The following is a 23,793-nucleotide window of genomic DNA, read 5'->3' as shown; positions in this document are numbered from 1 at the left end:
GCCTACCAACCCCACTGTTTTTCTCACTAAATCGGAGTACATCATGCGCTTTAACCGCACTCTCGCCCTGGCAGCATCCGCAATTGCTGCAACTTCCATCGCCGCTGCACCAGCAATGGCACTGCCTGCCGTCAACCACGGCGCTGCTAACCCGACCACCATCGGTGAAAAGTGCGTCAACCCAGGCGATACCGGCCAGACCGTTGAGATTGTCCGCACCTACTTTGATGGTTCCGCAGGCACCTGGACCGTCTCCAACTACAACGCTGAGCCGCTGCCACTGACTCGTTCCATCAAGGAGACCAAGACCAAGACCTGGAATGTTTCCGCAGGCGTTGACTTCGACATCCTGAAGCTGGTCAACATCAAGTTCAGCGCGGGCTACACCGATTCCCAGACCTACGAAGTAGGAGAGACCGTCGGTCCGTACAACGTTGCTCCAGGCAAGACCGCCGTCATGCGTGCGGGCTGGGTTGTCTCCGACTTTGCAGGTGAGAAGACCGTGTGTGGCCAGGACGGAACCTGGCAGGGTACCGGCGAGACCTTCACCGCATCTCTGCCAGCAGAGCGCCACGTTGAGGTTTCTACTCGCGACAACATGAAGTTCAACTAGGGGAGGCAACTGTGCGCAAGTTTGCACGCATCGCCGCAGCATTGCTGGTGGCAGTAAGCGCGGCCACTCCGGCTGCGCAGGCTGTCGACGGCGCGGCTTCCTACCGCCTGCCGCAGCGCTGGAACGATGACTACAAGCCGGGCACCCACTGTGCAACACCGGGCGCACAGGGCACCTATGTCACGGCGGAGCGCATGTGGTTTAAGCAGACTGACGCTGTCAGCGTGGCTAATCGCAACGACTACACTGTTCCAGTTAGCCACACCGTGACTGATAAGCGTACGCAGACCACAGAGGTCAGCGTTTCGGTGAAGCCAATCGGTGACATTGAAAAGTACATGTCGAACGCGTTTGGCTTTAACTTCGTCCACCAGATCCATTGGAGCCTCGGTCAAAAGATTGGCCCCTACGATTTGGAAGCTAATCAGCAAGGCAAGCTCGTGTGGGGCTTTATGATGCTCGACGCGGATTCGCAGGATGTGCGTTGTTCCGAGGATCAGCAGTGGGTAGAAAAGGGCGCGCCGTACTTTGTCAGCGCACCGTACTCGCGCTATTCGGAGCTACGCATTGACGACGCCCCGGTGTATTAAGCCGTGCTTTAGCCTCAGTGCCTAGCTACCTGCCCCGCCTAAAATCTTGGTTACAAGATTTAGGCGGGTGCTTGCGTTAAAGGTGACGATGAGGCTGGAGACGTGTTTTTTCACCGAAGATTCGGAGATCTCCAGCGCTGCTGCGATCTCGGAATTCGAATTGCCCTGTAGCAGCAGCTTCAGCACGTTGATCTCGCCGTTGCTCAGCGAATGCGATTCGATGGCAGCGGCGACTGGGTCTTTACGAGGAGCATCGCCGATGTATCCCACCAGGCGATGCATCGCTACTGGCGCTACAACGGTTCCGCCGTGGATTGCCTCCCGGACAGCATCGATGATGGATTGGGGTCGCTGATTTTTCAGAATGTAACCAGCACCGCCCTCTTGCAGGATCTTGAGCATGGTGTCATCCGAATCAAAGGATGTCACTGCCAAGAACACAGGCGGGGAGGGGTACTGCTTGATGCGGCGCAGCAAGGTGATGCCGTCCATCGTGGGCATGTGTATATCTGCCAGGACGATGTCAACATCAACTTGTTCCAGCATTGAGAGGCATTCTGCGCCATTGGCTGCCTCAGCTACCACCGAGATGTCATCGGTGGTTTCGAAATAAAGTCGTAGCGACGAGCGGACCAGCGGGTCATCATCAACGAGGAAGACTCGAATGGACATCGAGGTTTACTTGCGGTACTTTGCGCACCACCAACGCTGCGGGCTGGTGGAGCAGCGGAAGAGGTTGGCAGCGTCTTCCGCCATGGAGGTGTAGTAGGTGAAGCCACCGGTGTAGGCGGTCTCGTTGGTGGTTTCAGTTTGAGTGGCAGACTCAGCGGAGCTGGAAGAACCGAAAGAAGAAGCAGCGCTAGCAAATGGGGTGCTCGTCAAGCAAAGGACCGCACCGGCTGCGGCTGCAACGGAACGAAAACGCATGTAGATACTCCTATTGGGACGAGAAATAAAGACGATGGGCCTTAGACTACTACAAGGTAAGTTTATCTGCGCACCATACTTGAAAGCGGGATGTATAGCGTGCTAATCCACATTCCGTTTTTAGGTCCGCTGCTAAAAGTGCCGTTGGCTGCTGCGACACGTTTTTGAATTTCGGAAATGCCCAATCCGGTGGTTATGTGTTGATCGGCCTGTGCTTTGGCGATGACAGAGCGAATTTGGATATCGATGCCGCGGTGGTTGCGTTTGAACACGATGGCAATTTGTGAGTCTGCAGCGGTGTATTTGATGAGGTTTGCACAGAGCTCTGAAAAGACCAAATGCAGGTCATTGGGCAGCGCCATGGTTCGCGCTAGTTTTCCGAGTCTGCCTTCCACGGTGCAATCAAACCCATGGCTGTGCAGGAAGGACTGCATCTCTTCGAGCTCTTCAGCAGCGGTTGAACGTGCTTTCTTGAGCAGAGGTTCGTCTTCGTTCTTCATCAGGCGGAGTAGATCGCGGACTTCACCCATGGCCTTGCGTGCGTCGTCAGCGATAGCTGCGGAGTTTTCTTTTAGTTTTGAGTCGGTGCCCATGAGTCCGAGAGTCTCCGAGCGCATGACCACCGAGGTTAATGTTGTGGCCACTGAATCATGCAAGGTGGTCATCAGCGCGTGCCGGTATTCCTGGCTACGCTGTTCAGCCGCTTGCTGGCGCTGACGTGCCTTCTTTAGCGAGACACCAACGATGATTCCCGCGACATTGAAGGCAGCCACTAACAAGAAGCTAAAGAGATCCAGCGAAGCCAGCACGCCTTGGGTTGGATCGACAATTGAGAGTAGGACCAATACGAGCCCGGGGATAACGGCGTGAGTCCACGGGCGTCGGTAGGAAATAAGCCCTACGATGACTGCACTCCATGCTAGAAGCAAAAGGGAGCGCCATTCGGGATGCCATCCACAAATAGCAAAAAGCACGCTATATGCCGCAGCCGCCCACAGCGGGTGGTTCATACCGAGCGGGGTAAGAGCCACGCCGAGGGCAGCAATCAATAGCGCGCCAGGGGAGAGGAATTGCGGATCGGTGGCCACGGTCAGCATCACCACGATGATGCAGCCGACGCCAGCGAAACGATAGAACCTCGTAGAGTTCACGGTTTAGGGATGAAGTTTAGCGCCAGCCCATGGTCATCAGGAGGCCGATGATGGCGAGACCGAAGCCAATGCCGTAGTTCCAGGCGCCGAGCTCCTGCATGAACGGGATGGACTCGCCAGCCAGGTAGTTAACCACGAGCCATAGCAGGCCGATGACCATCAGGCCCAGCATGATGGCGATGTACCACTTCGGCGTGCCCTCGGAATTGATCTTGACCGGAGTGCGGTTGGCCGCAGAGCTAGAGGACTGCGGAACGCCCGAGCTCTGGGTGATCTTTGACTTTGGCATTGCTAAACCTTCAACTTTTCTTTAGGCATTCTTTTTAACGGTTACTTTAGCAGGCGAAATTCGTCTGCTACTAGCGTGGGAGCAGCGCCGAGGCGTTGAACTCCCAAACGCGGAGCTCCACGGTTGCATTCTTGCGGATGAGGTCGCCCGAGTTAACGGAGGCCCAGCCGACGCGGCCGTTATCCACCAGCGCACCGGTAGGAACAACGGGGCCGGTGCGCACGCTACCCTGCCAGCCGGCAGAGCGCAGCGCGGATTCAGCCTCAGAAGGCGTCTTGTGCAACAGGTCCGGTGCCGTAATGAGCATGCCATTGGAGACCTCAATCGTGACGGTCTCACCCTTCGCCAGTTTCCTGCCTTGGTTGCTCACCGACACCACCCGGTCTTCCGGCTCCTGCGAGTCAACGACGTTCACGTTGACCTTGAAGCCAACGGACTCCAGCATGCTGACAGCGCGTGCTTGTGGCATGCCGGTGACGTCTGGAACCTGAGCTTCTTCCTTGCCCTTAGACACGGTGACCTTAACCTTTGAGCCCTTGGAAAGCCGCGAGCCGCCGGCTGGGTTCTGCGAGACGATCTGACCAGCCGGCGCGTCGTCGTTGGTCTCCTCGATCTTGTCGTTGAGGGAAAGACCGGCGTCGGAAAGCGCCTTGCCTGCCTCTTCCAACGTCATTCCGGAGAGATCCGGGACATCAGTGATCTCGTCGCCCGAGGAAACGGTCAGCGTCACAGAAGAGCCTTTTTGCAGTTCAGAGCCCGGAGCCGGATTGATGCGAATGACCTTGTTGCGGTCAATGTCGGGATTAGCCTCTTCATTGACAGTGACCAAAAGGCCCATCTTCTCAAGTTCTGCCACAACCTCATTGCGCGGACGCTTTTCCACCTTCGGCACCACGACCATGTTGGCGCGCGCCGCAGCGTCTTCGCGTTGCTGTTGTTCGATGCGGCTTTCCTCGCGGGAGGACTGCCAGAAGTCCCAGGCAAAATAGCCCATGATGGCAACCAAAAGACCCGCTAGGAACAAAGCGAGCCATTTCAACCCGTTGCCGCCCTCGTCATCCTCAGAAGGGCGCGTGGATTTTACCGGCGCGCGGTGCTGGCCAACCGACGCATCCGCGACCGGCGCGACCATGGCCGTGGGGTGATCTTCTACAGTGACGTGCCCGCGGGCAGCTTCGGTGAGCTGGCCATTGCCCATCCGCCTTAGATCCTCGCCCATCTCCCACGCAGACTGGTAGCGATCCGCTGGGTGCTTGGCCATAGCGGTCAAGATGACGGCATCGATGTTGAGACGTTGCGTATCGGTTAGACGCTGCACGTCCACGTACTGGGTCGGTGGAACTGGGTCCTCTTGGACGTGCTGGTAGGCCACCGCGAATGGTGTCTCGCCTTCGAAAGGAGTGCGGCCGGTGACCGCCTCGTACATGACACAGCCCAAGGCATAAACGTCGGAGCGGGCATCGGCAGGTTTGCCACGGGCCTGTTCCGGGGAAAGATACTGGGCAGTGCCGATGACGGCAGAGGTCTGCGTCATGGCTGAGGTGGAGTCATCCAGAGCGCGGGCGATGCCGAAGTCCATCACCTTTACCTGGCCGGTGCCAGTCAGCATGATGTTTGCCGGCTTGATATCGCGGTGGATGATTCCCGCCTCGTGGGAGGCTTGCAATGCGTCGGCGACAGGCGCCAGAATCTGTGCAGCTTCCTGCGAGGGGAGCGGACCATCTTCGCGCACGATATCGCGCAGAGTACGTCCGTTGACCAGCTCCATCACGATATAAGGGATGGTCAGGCCGTTGACGTCCTTCTCGCCGGTGTCAAACACCGACACGATGTTCGGGTGATTGAGTCTGCTGGAGTTTTGCGCCTCGCGGCGGAAGCGCTCACGAAAGTTGACGTCGCGCGCCATCTCAGGGCGCAGCATTTTTACAGCAACCGTGCGTCCCAGAACTGTGTCTTCAGCCTCGTAGACCTCAGACATGCCGCCAGATCCGATGACGTGGCGGAGGTGGTAGCGGTCATTGCCCATGTTCTAGGCACCATCCTGGGGTAGTAGTTTCTCAAAGGGGTTTTCAGGCTGCGAGTTTACTTCGGAATTAGTAGTTGGCTGTTCATTGACCTCCGTCTCCTGCTCTTCTGTGGCGGGAATTTCCTGTTCGGTGGAAGGCTCAACTGGCTGTACGGGCGTTGGAGTCTGTTGCTGTGAGGTTTTCGGCTCCACCGAGTGCGTGGTTGTTACTGTCACTTCTTCCGGAGTATCCTCCGTGGATTCTTCGGGCGTGATGACTTCAGTGGTGACAGGGCCACGGTATTCCGTCACCACGATGGACTCGGGGGTGCGGGATGTCTCTTCCGATTCTCCAGTGCCTTTGAAGAAGTTGGCGGCGAAAAATCCCAGTGCCACGAGCGCCGCAATGGCCGCAGCGATGAGCAGGCCGACGCCAAAGCCGGAGCTCTCCTTGCTTTTTTGCTGGTGTTTGGCCGCCGGGCGTGGGGTGTCCTTGACCGGCGCGTACTCAGGAGTAGCGGTCTTCGGGTTGGCCACGCTGGCCAGCAATTCCGTCGATGCGGACGGGGAAGGCTCAGCAGCGAGCGGCGCGAGCGCAGCAGACTTGGGCTGCGGCGGACGCTGGCCGTCACGCACCGCGGAGATGGCGTTGGTGAACTCGTTGCCATCGGCAAAACGGGTGGTGGGATCCTTACGGAGCGAAATTCCGATGAGCTCACGAGCAGGTGCGCTAATCGACGTCGAGAGCGCCTCCGGCGCCTGGCTGATGTGGGCAAGCGCCACGGAGACCGAGGAGTCGCCGCTAAACGGGCGCTTGCCAGCCAGCATTTCATAACCGACAACGCCGAGGGAGTAGACGTCGGAAGCCGGCGTCACGTCGAGGCCCTGTGCCTGCTCCGGGGAGACGTATTGGGCGGTGCCCACCACCATGCCCGTGCGGGTCAGTGGAACAGCGGCTGCGGCTTTCGCGATGCCGAAGTCGGTGATCTTGACTTGTCCATTTTGGGTGATCATGAGATTGCCGGGCTTGATGTCGCGGTGCACCAGGCCCATTCGGTGAATGACAGAAAGTCCGTGTGCTGCCTGCTCCATGACGTCGAGCGCTAGGGGCTCAGGCAAAGCGCCCTCGCGCGCCAGGAGATCCGCCAAAGACTCACCGCGCACGTATTCCAAAGCCATAAAGCAGAACGTACGGCCGTTGTCCTCTAGCTCACGGTAGTCATAGGTGGCCACAACGTTCTCAGAGGAGATGGACTCGGCTGACTCGGCCTCGTTCCGGAATCGGCTCAAGAACTCATCGTTGTCCGAGAACTCTGGCCGCAGAACCTTGAGGGCAACCTCGCGGTCGCCATGGACGTCGTCAGCGAGCCACACAGTAGACATGCCGCCGTGGCCGATAATCCACTGCAGCTGGTAGTCGTCGCCGATGAGATGCTGGAGATGCTCTCTATTATCCGCATTGCTCATTACTACTGACCTCCATATGCGCGCAGAATTGCGCGCCCGATTGGGGCGGATACTTGTCCACCGGTAGCGCTCTGCCCAAGGTTGCCACCGTCTTTGACCACTACCGCGACAGCGATGTCTCGGTCTGGGTCAAAAGCCACGTACCACACGTGTGGCGCGAGGCCCTCGCCGTGCTCGGCCGTACCGGTCTTCGAGGCAAAAGTGTTGCCGTCATAGCCGTACGTCGAACGCTCCGAGCTGAGCATCAAGTCCTTGATCGTGTTCGCAACGTCTTCCTTTACTGCTTCCTTGGCTTGGCGCGGCTGGGTGGCACGGATTTCGTTCATCTGTGCATCCGTGATGCGGTTGACCAAGTAGGGCTGCATGCGCTTGCCCTTGTTGGCCACGGTTCCGGCCATGATTGCCGCCTGCAAAGCAGACATGGTGACGTCACGCTGGCCGATGGCGGACTGGGCGACCTGCGCGCCGTCGCCAAGCTCGCCCAAGTTACCTGGGGACGTGTCGACGCCCAAGTTGTAGTTCTCGCCTACGCCGAAAGCGTCTGCGTACTTGCGTAGCTCGTCGGCGCCGATGGATTCGGACATCTGCACGAAGGCAGTGTTACAGGACAACGCGAAGGCGGTCTGCAGGGTCACCGTCTGGGACCCGCCGCACATCTGATTACCGTAGTTGGTCAACTCGGTGACTGTGTCAGGCAGGACGATGGAGTTCGCGCCGGTTAGCGAAGAACTCGGGGTGAAACCGTTGTTGAGGCCGGCCGCGGTGGTGATGATCTTGAAAATCGAGCCCGGTGGCAAGGTGTCCTGCGTGGCGTGGTTGAGAAGCGGCGCTCCCGCCTGCTCCTGCAGTGCGGTCCAGGTGTCGTCGGCGTTGTCACCCAGCAGGTCATTTGTGTTGTAGCTCGGTGAGGAAGCCATGGCCAGGATCTTGCCGGTGGAAGGCTGGATCGCCACCGCGGCGCCATTGTAGCCAGGGCCGGTGAGCTGGTCATAAGCAGCCTGCTGAAGGGCAGGATCGATGGTTACCTCGACGTTGGCGCCTACCTTTTCCTTGCCGGAGATGGTGTCGAGCCAGTTCTGGGCAAGCAGCGAATCGTCAGTGCCGTTGAGGATGTCATTCTGGGAAGCCTCCAGCTGGGAAGCACCAAACTGCGTCGATAAGTAGCCTGTGATGTTGGAAAAGGCCGGGGAGTCAGTGGGGTAGGAACGCGAGTAATTGCCCTCGGAGTCCGCAGTGGACTTAGCCAAGACGGTGTCCCCTGCGAAAATCTGGCCGCGTGGGGTGGACTGCATGGCGTAGTAGCCACGCATGTTTCTCGGGTTATGCGCGTACTTGTCGTCTGAAAATGCCTGCACCACAGTGAGGTTGATCAACAGAACTGCGGTCAGAAGGACGGCGAAGAGAGAGACGAGGCGGATCGACTTATTCATCGGGTTGCCTCCTGTACAGCGGGGAACATGGATGTGTCGCTCGGCGCGTTGCTGGTGGTCTCACGCGCCGGGCGGCGAGCTGCATTAGAGATCCGCAGCAGGATTGCCAGGAGCATGTAGTTGGCCATCAGCGAGGAACCGCCGGCGGACATGAATGGGGTGGTCAGGCCGGTCATCGGCAGCATTGCAGAAATGCCGCCAGTGACCACGAAGACCTGCACGGCCAGCGTCAAGGACAGGCCGGATGCCACGAGCTTGCCGTAGGAATCGCGGGACTTCAGTGCGGTGTTGAAGCCGCGGGAGATCAGCATGGCGAACATGATGAGCACGGCTGCCAAGCCTATGAGGCCGAACTCCTCACCGATTCCGGCGAGGATGAAGTCGGAGTGCGCGACCGGCACGATCTCTGGGTGGCCCTGGCCCAAGCCGGTGCCAGAGATGCCGCCCGAGGACATGCCGAACAATGCCTGGGATAACTGGTATCCGCCGTTGTCATAGTTGCCGAGCGGGTCCAGGAAGTTGGAAAAGCGCAGCTGAATCTTCGACGAGATCTGGTAAATGCCGAAGCCGCCAACACCCACGAGGAGCAAGCCAATGAGCAGCCAGCTGACACGGCCCGTGGCCATAAATAGCATGCCCAAGACCGTGGAGAACAGCAGCAGCGCTGGGCCAAAGTCATTGGAGATGCCCATGATGACGATCGCGATGCCCCAAATCACCAGAATCGGTGCGAGGTCGCGTAGACGCGGCAGGGAAAGCCCCAAGAACTTGTAGCCGGCTACCGTGAACAGCGAACGCTTCTGGGTCAGCAGCATGGCGAAGAACAAGATCAGCATGATCTTGGAGAACTCACCCGGCTGGATGGAGAAAGGTCCAAGCCACAGCCAGATACGGGCCTCAACTCCTGGGGGCTGCGGCCATACTAGCGGCAGTGCCAGAAGGACCAGGCCAGCTGCCCCCAGGATGTAGGAATAGCGAGTCAGCGAACGGTGATCTCGCAAAACCACCAGCACCAGGACGAATAGGATGAGACCGACGATGGTCCACATCACCTGGCGGGTTGCCAGGCCACCATCATTGGCGAGGTCCAAGCGCGCCAGCATAATGAGGCCCGTGCCGTTGAGCAGCGAGACTATAGGCAGCATCAGCTGATCGGAGTGCGGCGCCAAGAAACACAGCGCTAAGTGCGCGACAGTGAACACGCCGATGAATCCACCGATGAGGTAAAGGACATCCACGGTGAGGATGTTGCCCTGGGAAAGCTCCAGGCTTACGAGGGTGATGGCAAAGACGAGGGTTGCCAGGATCAGCAGCCCGAGCTCCGTGCCACGGGAAAAAACCTTCTTCACTTAACTCACCTCCCGGCAAGTAACTCCTGGTTTCGCGGCTTTGTTTTCTAACTTCTTGTCCGTTTTTCCGCTGGGCGCGGTGATGCAAGGCTTGAGTGCCTTGGAGGACAAGGTCGACAGTTGGGTCTGAACCTCCGCATAGGTACCGGAGGGCAGGTTTCCAACCGCAGCGCGCTCGGAATCTGGAAGGTCGCTCACCTTGAACGCGGAGAAGTCTCCCTCGCAGGGCGCGGAGCCCAGACGCAAAGTATTTGCCTTATCGATGCACGCATTTTGGTACTGGTGTTGCAGCGAGCGGCCGAAGATGGAGAAGTCCACGCCTTGGTGGATCGTTATCACTTCCTCTTCGCCGATGGCTACGTAGAAGTTGTTCGAAATCTCGTTCTTGGTCCAGAATCCGCTGCCGATGACGAGCACAAGCACAGCCACGAGTGCGCCGATGATCTTCCAGCCCACCTTTTTCTTGGGACTGTGAGGCTCCTCGGACTCTTCATCTTCTTCTGCGGCCTGCCGGGACGCAGCAATGCTTGGCGACGCCTCCCGCGGGCGCGTCAGCGCCGCCGCCCGACTCGCAGCGGAGTCGGGGTGAGTAGGTTCTGGGACAACGCCGGCGATCGCGCCGACGGTGACAGGCGAGCTGTCGCCCTTGCCCTCAACCACTTCCGCCAGGACGATAGTCACGTTGTCCGGACCGCCGGAGCGCAGGGCGAGATCGCGGAGGGTTACCGCGGCGTCGTCAAGCGTGCCCTGGCCCAGCGCCAACTCAATGGTGGAGGCTGTGACGGGATCGGACAAGCCGTCGGAGCACAACAGGAGGCGGTCGCCGACCTTGGCGTCCAGCATGAACAAGGTGGGGTCAACCGGGCGGCCGGTATAGGCCTTGAGGATGAGCGACTTCTGCGGGTGTGAAGAGACGTCAGCTGGGTCGAGGCGACCCTCATCCACCAGGGACTGCACATAGGTGTCGTCCTTGGTGATCTGCGTCAACTTGCCCGCGCGCAGGCGGTAACCACGGGAGTCACCGACGTGGCAGACACCAAACTCGGAACCGTTGAACATCATCGCGGTCAGCGTGGTGCCCATGCCCTCGGTCTCTGGGTGCTGCTCGACGTGCGCTGCGATGGACGCGTTTGCATCCTCAGCTGCGGCGCCCAGGAGGGCGAGCATGTCGTTGTCCTCGGGGTCTTGCTCGAGGTGTTCCAAGTGCTCGACCATGAGCTTGGATGCGACCTCGCCTGCGGCGTGGCCTCCCATGCCGTCAGCCAAAAGCAAAAGATGGGGACCGGCGTGCGCGCTGTCCTCATTGTTTTGGCGTACTAGGCCGCGGTCAGTAATCGCGGTGAATTTTAGGCTCAATGTCATGCCATCAACCTCACGGTCGTGCGGCCAAGTTTGATGTCGCTGCCAACGCCAACTCGTTCCGGCTGGTCAATGCGAACGCCACCGACGAAGGTGCCGTTGCGGGATTCAAGGTCTTCAATAAACCATTCGCTGCCGCGGCGGAAAAGCCGGGCGTGATGACCGGAAGAAAAGTCATCACCTGTGACAAAGTCACAGTCTTGGGCGCGGCCCATAGTGCATTCCTCGAGGGTGCCCAACTGCATGTGGGAGCCGCGTAGCGGACCATCCACGATGTTGATCTGCTTAGGAACTTCGCGGCGCCGCGGGGAAGACTTAGTTTGCGCTGAGGGCTGATACACGCCGGCAGCCTTGTTGGCGTCTCGGCGCATCGCATTCAAGGCCACCAGGATGAAAAGCCACAACAGTGCGAGCAGGCCGATGCGCAGAGCTAACAAAACGACCGAATCCATGGTGACCTCCTTTCTCTCGAGCTTGTATTAGTAGTTTTTGTTTGGCTGTGTACCGGTGATACGAACCTCGATGTGGGAATGGCCCATGGTGATGACGTCACCGTCTGCCAGCAGCCAGTTATCGATTGGGGTTTCGTTCACGGTGGTGCCGTTGGTGGACTGTAGGTCTACCAGGATGGCGTCTTGGCCGTTCCAGGTAATTTCAGCATGCTGACGGGACACGCCGGTGTCTGGCAGGCGAAGGTCGGCGTCGTTGCTGCGGCCGATGATGTTGGAACCTTCCTGCACGTGGTACACGCGGGAGGAACCGTCCTGCAGCATGAGGTTGACAGCTGGGCCATGTGGCTGCGGCTGCTCCGGCTGCTGGCTCTGCGCCAAGAAAGCGGTGGTTGCGGCCTCATCTGCATTATTGGGGTTAGTCATATGGTCCTCCTGACCATCGTCTTCGTGAAAGATTGCGTCGAAACCGGTTTCCTCAGTGGGCTCGTGATCGATGAACGAGGACACGCGGAGCTGTCCTGTACGCAATCCCGATTCCTCCGCGATGCGCACGATGACCGGGCCGGCGAAGGCCCAGCCGTGGTTCCTGACAAAGCGGGTGAGTTGCTCGGCGAAATCCGCAGGAAGATCTCTGTTTTGAGAGAGGTTCTCCAAATCCTTGGAGGACACGCCTACGGTCATAACGTTGGGGCTGTAGAGATTAGCATCGTCTCCGCGTGCGAGATTGTCCTGCGCTTCTTGCTTGAGGAGCTCTTCAATCTCAGCAGGGACGACCTTGCCTCCGAAGACAAAGGCCATGCCGTTGTCTAAGCCTCGCTGCATGGCGGAATCCAGCTTCGCGAGCCTTTCAAGTAATGCCACGTGCTGTCCTCCTTTTCTATAGCAGCGCTAATTATAGGGTGCCTACCCCTTCTAAACGTAGCCGTACAGGCCAAAGTTCCCAGGTTTATCCGGGACTTTTCCTCAGAAAAGTTTGGCTTTGCCAGCGGATTTGTTATCAATACGCTGCTGCATGCTAATGTTAGTTGGTCGCCAAGACATTTAGGTACCCAGCCCGGGTGGCGGAATTGGCAGACGCGCTGGCTTCAGGTGCCAGTGTCCTTATAGGACGTGCGGGTTCAAGTCCCGCCCCGGGCACGCTGAGCAGTTCAACAAACTGCTACACCGGAGGTCACAAACTTGAAAGGGTTTGTGACCTCCGGTTTCTTTGTTTTTCTGAACTTGAGCGGTCGAGGATTGCAAGTGTGGGGATTTACATCCTAACTCCCGCTCTCGGCTTTCGAACTTTTGTTTTCGATGGTGTCAATAAGTCATCTTGATTGTTGTCTTGATCTGACGGCCTTGGCCAGGAAACGTTCCGCTGCGGCCACGTTCCGCTTCGGAGAGAGGTAAAAAGTCCAGGGTCTGGCCACCGGCGGTGATCGCCCGATAGAGGTAGCACCACCTGCCGCCGACTCGGATATAGATCTCATCCGCCCGCCAGGAACTGGCCTGCCAGTCAGGTAACGTGTCGGTACCACCGTGTTTGCTTGTCCAGCTCAGGGGCGTATTTCTGGCCCTAGCGGTAGATCGTGGTGTGATCGACTGGCACGCCCCGCGCGGTCATCATTTCCTCCAGATCGCGGTAGCTCACCCCGTAGCGGCAGTACCACCGCACTGCCCACAGAATGATGTCACGGGAAATGACGACCGGAGAAGATACCCATGACTGTGACTATTTCACGTCGCTCTTCCTACTGCCCCAACTTTGCAACGGCACCGATTCGAGGAATTGACCTTGATGGGATCAGTCAAGGTGCGCACCCCTACCCCACGCTCCTGAAGGTCATGGATCAGGTTGAGAGTGTCGCGGACGGTGCGGCCCAGCCGGTCGAGGGTGTGGACGACAATGACATCTCCCGCGCGGGCTTGCTGGAGTCCGGGCCGATTCGTGGTGGATCCGGATTTCTTGTCGACGTAGATGTATTTATCCGCAACATCTTCTTTACGGAGCGCGTCGATCTGACGGTCGAGGTCTTGTTTTGCGGTGGAAACCCGGGCGTTACCAATATCCATGACCCACAGCGTGCCGGAAGTCTATTCTGCAGCAGGTTTCGCGAGTCAATTCGTTGGAATAGCTTGTGGAACAGTCCTCTCCTGGGGCTGTGTATTTTCAATTGGTTTCATTAAGGGTGTCTCACTTCCTTGGAAGTGGGACACCCTGATCGGTACGTGGGCCGCCACTGGCCTGGGCCGGAAGCTGCCGGCAATAGCCCTCACCTTTAAATCACGTCGGGAACACCGCCAACTAGGCGGCCGCTTCCTTCCTGCGCAGTGAAGGCCTCAGCCTGAAAGTGTAGACGGCCTCTCGCAACGACGCCATCCCATGTTGAAATTAGTTCAGCAACAACTGTATAGTTCAGCACATGCTGACTATTTCTTCTCATCTAGACGTGATGAACCGGTTGGGTCGGGCCATGGCGGATCCGACTCGTTCCCGCATTCTCCTGGCGCTGCTGGAGGGGCCGGCCTACCCGGCCGCTCTCGCCCAGGATCTGGAACTGACGCGCTCGAACGTGTCGAACTATCTCGCTTGCCTGAGGGACTGCGGAATTGTTGTCGCCGAACCGCAGGGGCGACAGACCCGCTACGAGATCGTTGATGCTCATCTGGCGCAGGCGTTGAACGCGTTGCTGGATATCACCCTGGCCGTCGATGACAACGCCGAATGCATCGACGCCGGATGCGCCGTATCTGGGTGTGTCAATGGACAGGAGGGTGCGTAGTGGTAACCGGTCTACTGTCGGCGATTGGTCTGTTTATCGCCACCAATATCGACGACATCATCGTGCTCTCGCTGTTTTTTGCCCGCGGGGCGGGGCAAAAAGGGACCACGCTTCGGATTCTGGCTGGGCAGTACCTCGGCTTCATGGGCATCCTCGCGGCCGCAGTCCTGGTCATGCTGGGGGCAGGAGTATTCCTACCTGCTGAGGCGATCCCGTACTTCGGACTAATTCCCCTGGCCCTGGGACTACGGGCGGCCTGGCAGGCTTGGCGAAGCGATGATGACGACGATGATGATGCGAAGATCGCCGGGAAAAAGGTGGGTGTGCTGACCGTCGCCGGTGTGACGTTTGCCAACGGTGGCGACAATATCGGCGTCTACGTCCCGGTCTTCCTCAACGTGGACACTGCCGCCGTCATCATCTACTGCATCGTTTTCCTCGTCCTGGTGGCAGGCCTGGTCCTGCTGGCAAAGTTCGTGGCCACCCGCCCGCCCATCGCAGAAGTCCTTGAGCGCTGGGAGCACGTGCTGTTCCCGATCGTCCTGATCGGCCTGGGCATCTTCATCCTCGTCAGCGGCGGCGCCTTCGGCCTCTAATAAGCCCATCCAGAGTGAGCTGACCCCCATTTTCTGGACTGGGTTAATTCTAAATGGTTAGGGTCTTTGCGGGGGCCTGGTTCCGATACTGCATCGGGGCCAGGCCCTTGAATCGTTCTTGGAGGGTGCTGTTGCAAGGTTGGGCGGAGGGCAGCGAAGACTCAGTTTCTCATTCCCTGATGGCCGCTGCGTGTGGGCGTTGTTAGGCCGTCTCGAAGACCCGGTTGACGATCACCGCGTCCGGTTTCGGTTGCCCGTGAGGGCAAACATCGTGCCTTGCCTTTTCCGCAATGAGTGCATCGCCTCCATCCCTTTCAACGTCCGATGTGCAGATGTCCGGTTCTTAAACGCGCCTTTCGGCCCGAGGATCCGCTTCAGCCGACCATGGTCGCCTTCCGGGATGTTGTTGAGGTATTTCACCTGCCGGTGTTCCACTGTTGACGGGCAGACTCCCTCTGACTTCAACCCGGCGATTGCCCTGGCTAGGAAGGGTGCTTTATTGGTGTTGATCACTCTGGGATACCCGGCTGACGCATTGGATCTGACGGCCTTGGCCAGGAAACGCTTCGCTGCGGCCACGTTCCGCTTCGGAGAGAGGTAAAAGTCCAGGGTCTGGCCACCGGCGGTGATCACCGGATAGAGGTAGCACCACCTGCCACCGACCCGGATATAGGTCTCATCCACCCGCCAGGAACTGGCCGGTGGGCAGAGACAAAGCCCTGGAATGAACTCCTGTCACCAGGGTCATTCCAGGGCATATTTCCCCTGACTAAGAGAAGCAGTGACACAGAAGGTCTACCTCAGCGTGGGCCTTGTGGGCGTGTAGGTTCCGTGTGTGGCTGGTGTGCTGCGGCATGGTCGGTAGCGATTGATGACCGACTCTGGAGCGGGTGCCTTGTCTGGTCTCGCGGTTCAGGGTGGGTGGACTATTCGGCGGGGTGGATCTCGCTCTCGGTGACCCACTTGTGGTTGGTCATCGTCATCCCGTCGACGGTGAGATCAACCATGTAGACCGTCTCCTCGGTGGAGTAATCGATGGTGGCCTCAGCACCCTTCATGCCGGACATGTGCTCGGCATCCAGGACAACGCTCGCCCCGTCGGGCAGGGGGGCCTGACCCGGATCGACGAGCTCCTCATGGACGACCCAGCGGTGGTCGGTAACCGGGGCCCCACCCTCGGTGGGGGTGTAGCTGACCGAATAGGTCGTGGTGTCAAACGCCCCGGAAATGGTGGCGGTGGCCCCGTCCATGCCGGGCATGTGGTCAGCGGTGAGGATGACCTCGGTGCCCACCGGGTACGTGGGATCCTCGGCCTCTTCAATGCCTGCCGGCGGTGCCCCGCCGTCGGCAGGGTGGTCGTGCCCGCCGTGCTCTTCGTCGGCAGTGGTGGTGTCTTCCTGGTGGGTCTCGTTGGTCTCTGCGGTTGCCGTCGTGGTGCTGGTGGTGTCGGCATCGTCAGAGTTGTCGGTGGCGTCGCTGCAGGCGGTCAGCGCCAGGGTGGAGGTCAGTACCAAGGCGGCGAGGGTAATGCTGCGTTTCATGAGCGTTCCTTTCAAAGGTGGTGTGAGTTAGGGGTCGAGGGACAAGGTCAGTCAGTAACGGTTACGGGGGATATCGACCCACTGTATTCCTCCTTCCCGTCGGTCGGAGCCAGGTGAGCCGGCTCCAGATCAATGCGGCGCAACAGCTGGGCGTTCAGTGCCACCACGATGGTCGAGGCAGACATCAAGATCGCGCCGACGGCCGGGGACAGCACGAACCCGATCGGGGCAAGCACTCCGGCGGCCAGCGGCACGGCGAGGATGTTGTAGCCAGAGGCCCAGATCAGGTTCTGGATCATCTTGCGGTAGCTGGCCTGGGACAGCTCAATCATCGACAGCACTGCCCGCGGGTCATCATTGGCTAGGACCACCCCGGCAGATTCCATGGCCACATCCGTGCCGGCACCGATGGCGATACCGACATCCGCGCGGGTCAGAGCGGGGGCGTCATTGACACCGTCACCGACCATGGCCACGCTCAGGCCACGCTCCTGTAACTGGGTGACCTTGGTGTCCTTGTCCTGGGGCAGGACCTCGGCGAAGACCTCATCGATGCCTAAGTCCTGGCCAACCGCCTGGGCCACCTGCTGCGCGTCACCGGTGATCATCGCGACCTTCACCCCGCGGTCCTGCAGGGCTTTCACGGCGGCGCGGGATTCAGGGCGGATCTCGTCCTCGACGGCCACCGCACCGATGATCTGACCGTCGCGGACAATATGGAGCACTCCGGCTCCACGCCCGGTCCAGGCGCTGGTGGTGTCGGTGAGCTCGGCCGGGGTGGTGAGGTTGAACTCGCGCAGCATGTTCGGCCCACCCACGAGGATCTCAGCGCCATCGACAGTGGCCCAGACCCCGCGGCCGGAGGCGGCGGTGAAACCGGTTGCGCGCAGTGGGCGGCGTGAGGCCTCCGGGTGTGCGGCCGCGGCAGCCACGATGGCGCGGGCCACGGGGTGTTCACTATCGGCCTCGGCGGCGGCGGCCAGGGCCAGCAGGTGCCCTTCCGAAGTACCGGGCACCGGGGCGACACCGGTGACCGCGTGCGCACCCTCGGTCAGGGTGCCGGTTTTATCGAAGAGCACCACGTCGATGGTGCGCATCCGCTCGAGCGCCATCCGGTCCTTGATGAGCACCCCGGATTTCGCGGCCCGCTCGCTGGAGATCGCAATGACCAGCGGAATCGCCAGGCCCAGGGCGTGCGGACAAGCGATGACCAGCACCGTGACCGTGCGCACCACGACATCGTCCGGGCTGCCGATGATGGTCCACACCACCGCGGTGATCAGAGCGGAGATCAGCGCGAACCAGAACAACAACGCCGCCGCCCGATCCGCCAGGGCCTGGGCCCGGGAGGAGGACTCCTGGGCGTCGGCAACCATGCGTTGGATCCCGGCCAGGGCGGTGTCCCCGCCGGTAGCCTCCACCCGGATGCGGACGGTGTTGTCGGTGGCCACGGTACCGGCGACCACCTTGTCACCGGTGTCGCGGAAGACGGGACGGGATTCGCCGGTGATCATCGCCTCATCGAATTCGGCGGCTCCGTCGAGGATGGTTCCGTCGGCCGGCACCCGGGCACCGGCCCTCACCAGCACGACGTCGTCGACGACCAGCTCGGAGATGGCCACGGTGCGGGTGGTCCCGTCGATGACTTTCTCGGCCTCATCCGGCAGCAGGGCAGTCAGCGCGTCAAGCGCGGAGGACGCGGACCCGAGAGCGCGCATCTCCAGCCAGTGGCCCAGCAGCATGATGGTCACCAGCAGGGCCAGCTCCCACCAGAAGTCCAGGTCAAAACCGCCCAGCCCCAGAGTGGTGACCCAGGAGGCGACAAACGCCACGGTGATGGCCATGGCGATCAGGAGCATCATCCCGGGTTGGCGGGATTTCAGTTCTTTCCATCCGCCCTTGAGGAAAGGCGTTCCGCCGTAGACGAAGATGATCGTGCCTAGCACCGGGGGGATCCAGGTGGATCCGGGAAATGCCGGGAGGTGGTAGCCGAGCAGGTGGGCGACCATGGGACTGAAAATAGCGACGGGAATGGACAGAATCAGCGACCACCAGAAGCGGTCCCGAAACATTGCGGTGCTGTGTCCGGCGTGTTCGCCGTGACCATGAACGTGGTGGTCTTCGTCCAGGGCGGAGTGCGGGTGATCGTGGGGCATCGCCTGGCCGTGGGTGTCGGCATCTGCGTGGTGTTCGTGGCTGGCATGATCCGGGTGGTGGGTGTGGTCTGTTTCCGGAGCGGGGTGATCACCATGGTGATCACCCGAATGGTGGGGAGTGCTCATGACGTTCCTTTCGCTCAACCCGGTCGGGGTCGAGATGATGGGTAAAACTGATCAGGATAAGACGGTGTAGCCGGCCCCCTCGATGGCCCGGCGAACCATCTCCGGGGGTACGACACCGGTGACCGTGACGGTGGAAACACCACCAGCAGCGAGATCAATTTGGACGTCGTTGACCTGGGGGAGGGCCTGAAGGGCCTGGGTCACGCTTTTCGCGCAGTGCCCGCAGGTCAGGCCGGTGACCTGGTAGCTAGGGGAGGACCCTCCTGCTGACGAGTCGCTGGCGGCAGGGATGGAGGCGGTGTCGGCACGTGAGGCAGGTCCGCAACAGCTGCAGCCGTGGGAGGCCATCGGCAAGAGGCGGGGCGGGGAGGTGATCATGGGAAAGCTCCTTCGGTTCGGTGGGGTGCGGCGATGCCGCTCTTTAGCATATACCCCCCGGGGGTATATTTTCAGCATACCCCAGGGGGGTATATTTTCAATGGGTCGAGGGCGCGGCCCTCACGCGGGGCAGGGTGTGGTCACCGAGCAGCCTCCTCACTGTCGGGAGGGGGCAGCGGGAGGCGGAGGGTAAAGACCGCTCCGCGACCGGGGCCGGGGGAGGTGGCGGTGAGAGTGCCGCCGTGGGCCTCGATCAATGCCTTGGAGATGGTCAGACCGATACCGGCTCCGGCGGCGTCCCGGCTGCGGGCGGCATCCCCCCGGTAGAAGCGTTCGAAGATGTATCTGAGCTGGTCAGGTGGGATGCCCTCGCCGTCATCGGCGACGTGGATGAGCGCGGTGGACGCCCCCTGTCGGTGGACGCTGATCCGGACCTGCCCGCCGGCCGGGGTGTGCCGTAGCGCGTTCGACAGCAGATTGCTCATCACCTGGCCGAAGCGTTGCCGGTCCACGAGCACCCGGGCGGTGTCTGTAATGGTCTCGACCTGTAAATCGACGCCTTTGTCAGCATAAGCTTCCCCCGCGGCAGCAGCGGCGGTATGGAGCAGATCCCCGAGCCCTTCCTGTGCCAGGTCCAAGTCGATCCGGCGTTCCTGGGCCCGGGAGACATCGTCGATGTCTTCCATCAACCGGGTCAGGCGGGTGAGTTGGTCAGCCATGATCGTGTGGGTGGCATTATTCCAGTCCACGACCCCGTCCTGGAGACCATCGAGGTAGACCGTGAGCACCGATAAGGGGGTGCCCATTTCGTGGGCCAGATCAGAGAGCATCTGGCGGCGGACCTGTTCGGTGTGTTCCAGCCGGTCGGCCATGGTGTTGAAGGCATGCGCCAGGGTGGTGACCTCGGGGCCTGCTTTTCCGGCGGGCACGCGGATACGGGAGTTGCCGGCCGTCAGGCTGGTAGCGGCGTGGGTAAGATCCTGCAGGGGGGTGCGCAGACGACGCGATAACCACAGGCTGGCCAGTAGGGCGCAGATCAAGGCGGTGGGCAGGGCGACGGCCAGGGTGATCAGGTTGGCGCCCCGGTAGGCCTGCTCGGCATGGAACAGCTCCAGCGAGGGGTCCTCCCGGCCGGTCATCAACATATGATCATGGAATAGGGTCGGGCCCACCATCGTGGCCACGGCCGCGGCCACCAGCAGGCTAATCACCACGACCAACACCTGGGCGGCCAGGAAGCGGAAGGTCAGGCCGGGTCCGTGATTCATGGCTGCCCCATCCGGTAGCCCACGCCACGCACGGTGTCGATAAACCCCCGGCCCCGGGTGTCGGTGCCGAGCTTGCGACGCAAGTTGCCGATGTGGACATCGACGATGCGTTCATCACCGACCCAGGTGGTGTCCCAGACCTCGGTGACCAGGTCGTGGCGGGTCAGCACCTGGCCGGGGCGCAGGGCCAGGGCAACCAGCAGCTCGAACTCCGTGCGGGTGAGCTCCACGGTCGTCTCCCCTACCCGCACCTGATGGGCGATGGGGTCAAGGATGAGGTCACCAACGCTCAAGGGGGTGGTCACCTGCGGTGGGGTGGTGCTGGTGCGCGGGCGGCGTAGCACCGCATGCACCCGGGTCACCAGTTCTCGGATGCTAAAAGGTTTGGTGATGTAGTCATCCGCCCCCAAGGTCAATCCGCTGATCTTATCGTCCTCGCTGCCACGCGCGGTGAGCATGAGGATGTAGCAGTCCGAGAAGGTGCGGATCCGTCGGCACACCTCCAGGCCGTCGAGTTCGGGCAGCCCCAGATCCAGCACCACAACATCGGGGGAAAAGCGACGGGTCTCGTCCACGGCCTGAGTGCCGGTGTGCGCCTGGCGGGTATCGAAGCCGGCCCGGATGAGGTAGGAGGCCACCATCTGAGCCAGGGGTTGTTCATCATCGACGACCAGCACCCGCCCCGGGGGCGTGGCGGTGGTCGGTGTGTGGTCAGCCATAGACCCCAGTATCGCTCCGGCCAGGGGGGGAATACCATCCTCGCTCAGTACCCGGCGGGGAATCTTCATCAAATCTTCAAACATAACCCTTCGACCGCCGTCACCCCTGTGCCCCACCCCGGGCCGGCGGCATCGCCTCCCCTGGTCGGTTCAGCAGGCGCCACCAGGGATTTCACTGCAAGCACCGCATACCCGGGGCAGGTAGAAGGACATCGCCCACGGCTGTGGGGTGGTGTCCCGGTGGTGACCCAGCTCACCGAATTCGCCCTCTTTTCGCCCTGCTATAAGGCTGTGAGCAGGGTTTTTGATTTCTAGTCCGTCAGGCACCCGTGCTAGATAAAGGTATGGCATCGACCTTGGGGCGGTGTCTTCTCACGGTCCTACCCACGATCCAAGGAGATTGACGTGAAACGAGCAGCGATTGCAGTCGCCGCCCTTGCTCTCGCCCTCACGGGGTGTTCGGCCGCCGACCCGGAACCCACCGCCGACGGGACGGTGTCCCAGGATACATTCCTGACTACCCATGGCCTGGCCGCCATGGACGCGGTGGAGATCATTGATCACCTCGACCGGCAGAAGGTCACTGAGCGTCCCACGGATCTGATCGCCTCAGTGCGTACCGATGAACTGTTGCTCTCGAGCGATGACCAGGAAGTCGTGGTCGATCTTCCCGACAATCAGACGTATGTCTCGATCGCACCCTATCTCACCTCCACCCACGACTGCTTCTACCACAGCCTCACGACCTGCCTGGGGGAACTCGACAATGAGGACATCCAGGTCACGATCACCGATGAGGCGACCGGTGAGGTGCTGGTGGACGAGGCGACAACCACCTTCGACAACGGGTTTATTGGCTTCTGGCTTCCCGATGATGTCACCGGCTTGATTGAGGTCAGCTACCAGGGGCGTACCGGCACCACGGAGTTTTCCACCACCGACGACGGTGCCACCTGTGTCACAGACCTGCGCCTGACGTGATGGCTCAGCAGGGTCCTCACCTGCGCCTGTCTCCCGTGTCACTGAAATCTAGCACCAAGGAAGGTTAAATCATGATGAACGCGTTTTCCCGACGACAGTTTCTGCTCGGCGGGCTCGTCCTCGCTGGCACCGGGGCCGTGGCCGCCTGCACCAGCGACCCTGGACCCGCTGCCTCGGCACCAGGTCCCTCCCTTCGCCCCACTCCCACCCCCACTGCGCTCGGTGAGCCGACGGTGCGCCGGACACTAACCGCCCGGCCCCTCTCTCTGGATATCGGCGGCATCGAAGCCAAGACGTGGGGATACGTCTCTGACACCGGGGATGCGGCCATTGAGGCCACCGCCGGCGACGTCCTCCAGGTCGATATCACCAATGAACTGCCTGAGAGCACCTCCATCCACTGGCATGGCATCGCACTCCACAACGCAGCCGACGGTGTGCCCGGCATGACCCAGGACCCCATTGGACCTGGCGAGTCTTTCTCCTATGTTTTTGAAGTCCCCCACGGTGGCACCTACTTCTACCATTCCCACACCGGCCTGCAGCTTGATCGCGGCCTCCACGCCCCACTGATCGTCCGCGACCCGCAAGACGCTGAGGACCAGGACGTCGAGTGGACCATCGTGCTCGATGACTGGGTCGATGGCATTCAGGGCACTCCCGACGATGAGCTCGACAAGCTCACCGGAATGGGTTCGGGCGACCATAACGGGAAGAAGGGGATGGGAGGTCACGGCCATATGATGCACGGCACCCCGGACCGGGTACTGGGCGGGGATGCCGGCGATGTGATGTATCCGCACTACCTCATCAACGGACGTATCCCCCGTGCTCACCGGACCTTCAAGGCTCGCCCGGGCGACAAAGCCCGCCTGCGGTTTATCAACTCCGGCGGTGACACCATCTTCAAGGTGGCCCTCGGTGGCCACCGCATGACCGTCACCCACACCGACGGCTTCCCTGTCCAGCCCTGGGAGACCGAATCGATCTACCTGTCGATGGGCGAGCGTGTCGACGTCGAGGTCATCCTCGGCGACGGCATCTTCCCGCTCACGGCTTTGGCGGTGGGTAAAGACGACCGCGCCTTCGCCGTCATCCGCACCGCCGGCGGCCAAGCCCCCCACCCCGATGTCGACTTCCCCGAGTTGTCGTCCACCGGACTGCTTCTGTCCTCCCTGAAGCCAGCAGACCGTGCACTCCTGCCCGAGGGCACACCAGACCGAGAAGTCAGCATCGACCTGGGCGGGCAGATGATGCCATATGAATGGAGCATTCTCACCGACGGCCAATCCTCCTCCGCGACCGTGCAGGAGGGCCAGCGCCTGCGGATGGTCATGCGCAACAGGACCATGATGCCCCACCCCATGCACATCCACGGCCACACGTGGGCGCTGCCCGGCAGCGGCGGACTACGCAAGGACACCGTCCTTCTCCGCCACGGTGAAACCATGATCGCCGACCTGATCGCTGACAACCCCGGTGAGTGGGCATTTCACTGCCATAACGCCTATCACATGGAAACCGGGATGCTCAGCTCGCTTCGCTACGAGTAACCCCCACAGCAGGGTTGAATGCCGAGGTGGGCGGGGTGTCCCCCGAGTAGTGAACACGGCGTTGGTGTCAGGGGTGAG

At 60.7% G+C, this 23,793-nt stretch carries 22 protein-coding genes, 1 tRNA gene and 3 pseudogenes; 7 read left to right on the top strand and 19 right to left on the bottom strand.

The features are described 5' to 3' along the window. The first annotated feature begins 43 nt into the window (after positions 1–43). Both HMPREF0308_RS08435 and HMPREF0308_RS08430 read left to right on the top strand, forming a co-directional pair. Complete coding sequence (locus HMPREF0308_RS08435) at positions 44–613, top strand: hypothetical protein (protein ID WP_005530640.1); 570 nt, start codon at positions 44–46, stop codon at positions 611–613. 11 nt (positions 614–624) lie between these two features. Then, complete coding sequence (locus tag HMPREF0308_RS08430) at positions 625–1,203, top strand: hypothetical protein (protein ID WP_005530638.1); 579 nt, start codon at positions 625–627, stop codon at positions 1,201–1,203. A 21-nt stretch (positions 1,204–1,224) separates the two neighbouring features. Here HMPREF0308_RS08430 and HMPREF0308_RS08425 read toward each other — a convergent pair whose 3' ends face one another. The 11 genes from HMPREF0308_RS08425 to HMPREF0308_RS08375 all read right to left on the bottom strand — a co-directional run bounded on the left by HMPREF0308_RS08425 (position 1,225) and on the right by HMPREF0308_RS08375 (position 12,493). Then, on the bottom strand, positions 1,225–1,875 hold the full coding sequence (locus tag HMPREF0308_RS08425) for a response regulator (protein WP_005530637.1): 651 nt from the start codon (positions 1,873–1,875) through the stop codon (positions 1,225–1,227). 6 nt (positions 1,876–1,881) lie between these two features. Then, a complete protein-coding gene (locus tag HMPREF0308_RS08420; protein ID WP_005530634.1) occupies positions 1,882–2,130 on the bottom strand; it encodes a hypothetical protein in 249 nt (82 codons plus the stop codon). Between the two features lie 62 nt (positions 2,131–2,192). Next, the gene (locus HMPREF0308_RS08415) at positions 2,193–3,281 is read right to left on the bottom strand and encodes a sensor histidine kinase (protein WP_034657282.1); all 1,089 of its coding nucleotides are present in this window, start codon (positions 3,279–3,281) and stop codon (positions 2,193–2,195) included. A gap of 16 nt (positions 3,282–3,297) precedes the next feature. Beyond that, positions 3,298–3,570: a cell division protein CrgA gene (gene crgA, locus HMPREF0308_RS08410; RefSeq protein WP_005530630.1), complete on the bottom strand. Its 273-nt coding sequence runs from the start codon at positions 3,568–3,570 to the stop codon at positions 3,298–3,300. A 70-nt stretch (positions 3,571–3,640) separates the two neighbouring features. Continuing rightward, on the bottom strand, positions 3,641–5,596 hold the full coding sequence (pknB, locus tag HMPREF0308_RS08405; protein WP_005530628.1) for a Stk1 family PASTA domain-containing Ser/Thr kinase: 1,956 nt from the start codon (positions 5,594–5,596) through the stop codon (positions 3,641–3,643). A gap of 3 nt (positions 5,597–5,599) precedes the next feature. Beyond that, a complete protein-coding gene (locus tag HMPREF0308_RS08400; RefSeq protein WP_005530626.1) occupies positions 5,600–7,042 on the bottom strand; it encodes a serine/threonine-protein kinase in 1,443 nt (480 codons plus the stop codon). A gap of 2 nt (positions 7,043–7,044) precedes the next feature. Next, entirely contained in the window at positions 7,045–8,472 is a 1,428-nt protein-coding gene (locus HMPREF0308_RS08395) for a penicillin-binding transpeptidase domain-containing protein (protein ID WP_005530625.1), read from the bottom strand. Further along, complete coding sequence (locus HMPREF0308_RS08390) at positions 8,469–9,821, bottom strand: FtsW/RodA/SpoVE family cell cycle protein (RefSeq protein ID WP_005530624.1); 1,353 nt, start codon at positions 9,819–9,821, stop codon at positions 8,469–8,471. Before HMPREF0308_RS08390 ends, HMPREF0308_RS08395 begins: the two co-directional genes overlap by 4 nt. Then, a complete protein-coding gene (locus HMPREF0308_RS08385; RefSeq protein ID WP_005530623.1) occupies positions 9,822–11,183 on the bottom strand; it encodes a PP2C family protein-serine/threonine phosphatase in 1,362 nt (453 codons plus the stop codon). After that, on the bottom strand, positions 11,180–11,632 hold the full coding sequence (locus HMPREF0308_RS08380; protein ID WP_005530622.1) for an FHA domain-containing protein FhaB/FipA: 453 nt from the start codon (positions 11,630–11,632) through the stop codon (positions 11,180–11,182). Before HMPREF0308_RS08380 ends, HMPREF0308_RS08385 begins: the two co-directional genes overlap by 4 nt. Before the next feature lie 27 nt (positions 11,633–11,659). Beyond that, complete coding sequence (locus tag HMPREF0308_RS08375; RefSeq protein ID WP_005530621.1) at positions 11,660–12,493, bottom strand: FHA domain-containing protein; 834 nt, start codon at positions 12,491–12,493, stop codon at positions 11,660–11,662. Positions 12,494–12,684: 191 nt separating this feature from the next. Here HMPREF0308_RS08375 and HMPREF0308_RS08370 point away from each other — a divergent pair. Next, positions 12,685–12,769: transfer RNA gene (locus HMPREF0308_RS08370), tRNA-Leu, on the top strand. A gap of 191 nt (positions 12,770–12,960) precedes the next feature. Here HMPREF0308_RS08370 and HMPREF0308_RS13310 read toward each other — a convergent pair. Together HMPREF0308_RS13310 and HMPREF0308_RS13305 are read right to left on the bottom strand one after the other, a co-directional pair. Beyond that, positions 12,961–13,338, bottom strand: a pseudogene (locus tag HMPREF0308_RS13310) (IS6 family transposase); the annotation flags it as partial. A 55-nt stretch (positions 13,339–13,393) separates the two neighbouring features. After that, positions 13,394–13,687, bottom strand: a pseudogene (locus tag HMPREF0308_RS13305) (recombinase family protein); the annotation flags it as partial. 350 nt (positions 13,688–14,037) lie between these two features. Between HMPREF0308_RS13305 and cmtR the strand changes: the two are divergent. Further along, entirely contained in the window at positions 14,038–14,397 is a 360-nt protein-coding gene (gene cmtR / locus HMPREF0308_RS08360; protein WP_005530617.1) for a Cd(II)/Pb(II)-sensing metalloregulatory transcriptional regulator CmtR, read from the top strand. After that, a complete protein-coding gene (locus tag HMPREF0308_RS08355; RefSeq protein WP_005530616.1) occupies positions 14,397–14,993 on the top strand; it encodes a cadmium resistance transporter in 597 nt (198 codons plus the stop codon). The genes cmtR and HMPREF0308_RS08355 overlap by 1 nt, the downstream gene beginning before the upstream one ends. A gap of 202 nt (positions 14,994–15,195) precedes the next feature. Here HMPREF0308_RS08355 and HMPREF0308_RS08350 read toward each other — a convergent pair. From HMPREF0308_RS08350 to HMPREF0308_RS08325, 6 genes and pseudogenes are all read right to left on the bottom strand, one after another. After that, positions 15,196–15,692: pseudogene (locus HMPREF0308_RS08350) on the bottom strand (IS6 family transposase); the annotation flags it as partial. A gap of 227 nt (positions 15,693–15,919) precedes the next feature. Beyond that, positions 15,920–16,534: a YdhK family protein gene (locus HMPREF0308_RS08345; protein ID WP_005530612.1), complete on the bottom strand. Its 615-nt coding sequence runs from the start codon at positions 16,532–16,534 to the stop codon at positions 15,920–15,922. Positions 16,535–16,581: 47 nt separating this feature from the next. Continuing rightward, positions 16,582–18,816: a copper-translocating P-type ATPase gene (locus HMPREF0308_RS08340; protein WP_034657280.1), complete on the bottom strand. Its 2,235-nt coding sequence runs from the start codon at positions 18,814–18,816 to the stop codon at positions 16,582–16,584. A 51-nt stretch (positions 18,817–18,867) separates the two neighbouring features. After that, a complete protein-coding gene (locus tag HMPREF0308_RS08335; protein WP_005530605.1) occupies positions 18,868–19,194 on the bottom strand; it encodes a heavy-metal-associated domain-containing protein in 327 nt (108 codons plus the stop codon). A gap of 140 nt (positions 19,195–19,334) precedes the next feature. Then, positions 19,335–20,462, bottom strand: a complete 1,128-nt coding sequence (locus HMPREF0308_RS08330) for a sensor histidine kinase (protein WP_005530603.1) — start codon at positions 20,460–20,462, stop codon at positions 19,335–19,337. Further along, the gene (locus HMPREF0308_RS08325; RefSeq protein WP_034657279.1) at positions 20,459–21,181 is read right to left on the bottom strand and encodes a response regulator transcription factor; all 723 of its coding nucleotides are present in this window, start codon (positions 21,179–21,181) and stop codon (positions 20,459–20,461) included. Before HMPREF0308_RS08325 ends, HMPREF0308_RS08330 begins: the two co-directional genes overlap by 4 nt. Before the next feature lie 405 nt (positions 21,182–21,586). Between HMPREF0308_RS08325 and HMPREF0308_RS08320 the strand changes: the two genes are divergently transcribed. Next, the gene (locus HMPREF0308_RS08320; RefSeq protein WP_005530598.1) at positions 21,587–22,162 is read left to right on the top strand and encodes a CueP family metal-binding protein; all 576 of its coding nucleotides are present in this window, start codon (positions 21,587–21,589) and stop codon (positions 22,160–22,162) included. Positions 22,163–22,233: 71 nt separating this feature from the next. Beyond that, positions 22,234–23,715: a multicopper oxidase family protein gene (locus tag HMPREF0308_RS08315; protein WP_005530597.1), complete on the top strand. Its 1,482-nt coding sequence runs from the start codon at positions 22,234–22,236 to the stop codon at positions 23,713–23,715. The last annotated feature ends 78 nt before the right edge of the window (positions 23,716–23,793 follow it).

It is taken from the genome of Corynebacterium striatum ATCC 6940 (assembly GCF_000159135.1).
Lineage (GTDB): Bacteria > Actinomycetota > Actinomycetes > Mycobacteriales > Mycobacteriaceae > Corynebacterium > Corynebacterium striatum.
This window is presented reverse-complemented; position numbering and strand designations above follow the sequence as displayed.

Coding starts and splice junctions, on each gene's coding strand:
- HMPREF0308_RS08435 (WP_005530640.1), top strand. CDS start 44: ATGCGCTTTAACCGCACTCTCGCCCTGGCAGCATCCGCAATTGCTGCA.
- HMPREF0308_RS08425 (WP_005530637.1), bottom strand. CDS start 1,875: ATGTCCATTCGAGTCTTCCTCGTTGATGATGACCCGCTGGTCCGCTCG.
- HMPREF0308_RS08420 (WP_005530634.1), bottom strand. CDS start 2,130: ATGCGTTTTCGTTCCGTTGCAGCCGCAGCCGGTGCGGTCCTTTGCTTG.
- crgA (WP_005530630.1), bottom strand. CDS start 3,570: ATGCCAAAGTCAAAGATCACCCAGAGCTCGGGCGTTCCGCAGTCCTCT.
- pknB (WP_005530628.1), bottom strand. CDS start 5,596: ATGGGCAATGACCGCTACCACCTCCGCCACGTCATCGGATCTGGCGGC.
- HMPREF0308_RS08400 (WP_005530626.1), bottom strand. CDS start 7,042: ATGAGCAATGCGGATAATAGAGAGCATCTCCAGCATCTCATCGGCGAC.
- HMPREF0308_RS08395 (WP_005530625.1), bottom strand. CDS start 8,472: ATGAATAAGTCGATCCGCCTCGTCTCTCTCTTCGCCGTCCTTCTGACC.
- HMPREF0308_RS08385 (WP_005530623.1), bottom strand. CDS start 11,183: ATGACATTGAGCCTAAAATTCACCGCGATTACTGACCGCGGCCTAGTA.
- HMPREF0308_RS08380 (WP_005530622.1), bottom strand. CDS start 11,632: ATGGATTCGGTCGTTTTGTTAGCTCTGCGCATCGGCCTGCTCGCACTG.
- cmtR (WP_005530617.1), top strand. CDS start 14,038: ATGCTGACTATTTCTTCTCATCTAGACGTGATGAACCGGTTGGGTCGG.
- HMPREF0308_RS08345 (WP_005530612.1), bottom strand. CDS start 16,534: ATGAAACGCAGCATTACCCTCGCCGCCTTGGTACTGACCTCCACCCTG.
- HMPREF0308_RS08340 (WP_034657280.1), bottom strand. CDS start 18,816: ATGAGCACTCCCCACCATTCGGGTGATCACCATGGTGATCACCCCGCT.
- HMPREF0308_RS08335 (WP_005530605.1), bottom strand. CDS start 19,194: ATGATCACCTCCCCGCCCCGCCTCTTGCCGATGGCCTCCCACGGCTGC.
- HMPREF0308_RS08330 (WP_005530603.1), bottom strand. CDS start 20,462: ATGAATCACGGACCCGGCCTGACCTTCCGCTTCCTGGCCGCCCAGGTG.
- HMPREF0308_RS08325 (WP_034657279.1), bottom strand. CDS start 21,181: ATGGCTGACCACACACCGACCACCGCCACGCCCCCGGGGCGGGTGCTG.
- HMPREF0308_RS08315 (WP_005530597.1), top strand. CDS start 22,234: ATGATGAACGCGTTTTCCCGACGACAGTTTCTGCTCGGCGGGCTCGTC.